This window comes from Halomonas sp. G15, from assembly GCF_021282295.1.
Classification (GTDB): domain Bacteria; phylum Pseudomonadota; class Gammaproteobacteria; order Pseudomonadales; family Halomonadaceae; genus Halomonas; species Halomonas alimentaria.
Window position 1 is genome coordinate 1 of the sequence record NZ_JAJSPA010000077.1, and the last position, 2,001, is coordinate 2,001.

Here is a 2,001-nt window from a genome sequence, read left to right on the forward strand (position 1 = left end):
CCATCCACCAGATTTGAGTGCGCCAGGCAAAGCCTGGACATCCGGGAAACCGAGAAGGTGGAAAGGATGTCGTGAAACCCAGTGGGTGAAAGTCCCACCCGGCCAAGGCTAGCCACCAGCCGGCAGCGAGTGTTGCGTGGTGTCGGGTAACCGCCGCTGCGAAGCGTACACAGCGAGTGGATAGGCCGTGTGATAGAGCCCCGAAATTGTGGTAGTGGCAGTCGCCGACAGTTTTCAAATGCTGGAAGGCAACACGACCCTGCCGTATGGCTTGGCAGGGAAGGGCCGCCGGGGTCGAAGAGCAGGGCATGTCCATACAGGGGTTTCCCAGGAACCTGGGAGGCCCGTCCTTCTCCTCTGAACGACAAAGGTACAGGCATGGGGCTGCCTGCGGCGAAAGCTCCCGGTCCGGTGCTGTCGTGCCTGACGGTACCGGAAGCAAACAACAGGCACTCAGGGGGTACGGCCAGGCGACCATAAGGAGCCAGCCGGATGGAAGGGCGGGAGTCGGAGTCGCTCATAGTACCGAAGAAGGCGGGGAACCTACTCGACGGGACCCGCTGGAGGGAAGGGGCGGCCAATCATCAGAACTGCACGAGGGCAACATGACAGGTGCACAGGAACCTGAGGTCATGTCCACGAAACAAGTGCGGATAGCAGCGCTGGCAGAGCGCTTCCCGCAGCGTGCCTTCACGTCACTGGCGCATCATATCGACGCCCAGTGGCTGAGGACGGCCTACCTGATGACGCGCCGTGACGGCGCCGTCGGGATCGACGGCCAGACGGCGGACGACTTCGCGCGCGACTTCGAGGCTAACGTCCAGCGTCTGCTGGAAGCGGCCAAGAGCGGTCGCTACCGGGCGCCGCCGGTGCGGCGCGTCAATATTCCCAAGGGAGACGGGCGCTCCACACGGCCGATTGGCATTCCTACCTTCGAAGACAAGGTCCTGCAACGTGCCGTGGTGGCCCTGCTGGAGCCGCTCTATGAGCATGATTTTCACGAGTGCTCGTATGGTTTCCGGCCGGGGCGCTCGGCGCATCAGGCCATCGGAACGGTGAGGAATGGCCTGATGTCGATGGGCGGAGGCTGGGTCATTGATCTGGACATCAAAGCCTTCTTCGACACGATCGACCACCAGCACCTGCGTGCGTTTCTGCAGCAACGAGTGAAGGACGGCGTGATCCTCCGCCTGATCGGCAAGTGGCTCAAGGCCGGGGTATTGGACGCCGGGCAATGGCAGAAGGGCGAGATAGGCAGCCCACAAGGGGGTGTGATTTCCCCCTTGCTGGCGAATGTCTACCTCCACTACGTGCTGGATGAGTGGTTTGAGCAAGACGTCAAACCACGCCTGCGCGGACGAGCATTCTCGGTGCGCTTCGCCGATGATGCCGTGCTCGCCTTCAGCAACGAAGCTGATGCCCGCAAGGTGCTGGAGGTACTGGCCAAGCGCTTTGCGCGCTTCGGCCTTACCCTGCACCCGACCAAGACTCGGCTGGTACGGTTTCGGCCACATCGCGAGCTACGGGCCGAGACCTTCGACTTCCTGGGCTTTACCTATTACTGGGGGAAGTCCCTGCGTGGACGCTGGATCATCAAGCAGAAAACGGCCAAGGACCGGTTCAAGCGAGGCCTGAAGCGAATTTCGCTGTGGTGCCGAGCCAACCGCCACCTGCCCCTGCGTGATCAGCACCGCCAACTCTGTCGAAAGGTTATGGGGCACTATGCGTACTACGGGATAACCCACAACATCGAGTCTCTGCAACGCTTCCAATACAGGGTTCAGACAACCTGGATCAAGTGGCTCAGGAGGCGATCGCAGAGAGGATGGTTCCCGTGGGAGAAGGCAAGGCAACTGTTGCTGACACTCCCGTTACCGCGAGCGAGAATCGTGCACCGAGCGTCCTTCGTGTGAACCTGACGGTTGAGGAGCCGAGTGCGTCAATCGCGCACGCTCGGATCTGTGGGGGGCCGGAACGAGCAATCGTCCGGTCTACCCGACC

At 61.7% G+C, this 2,001-nt stretch carries 1 protein-coding gene; it reads left to right on the top strand.

The window, feature by feature from the left end; translation table 11 throughout:
• Positions 1-632 precede the first annotated feature (632 nt).
• Positions 633-1,913: a group II intron reverse transcriptase/maturase gene (gene ltrA, locus LWH48_RS17970; RefSeq protein WP_023006382.1), complete on the top strand. Its 1,281-nt coding sequence runs from the start codon at positions 633-635 to the stop codon at positions 1,911-1,913.
• Positions 1,914-2,001: the final 88 nt, after the last annotated feature.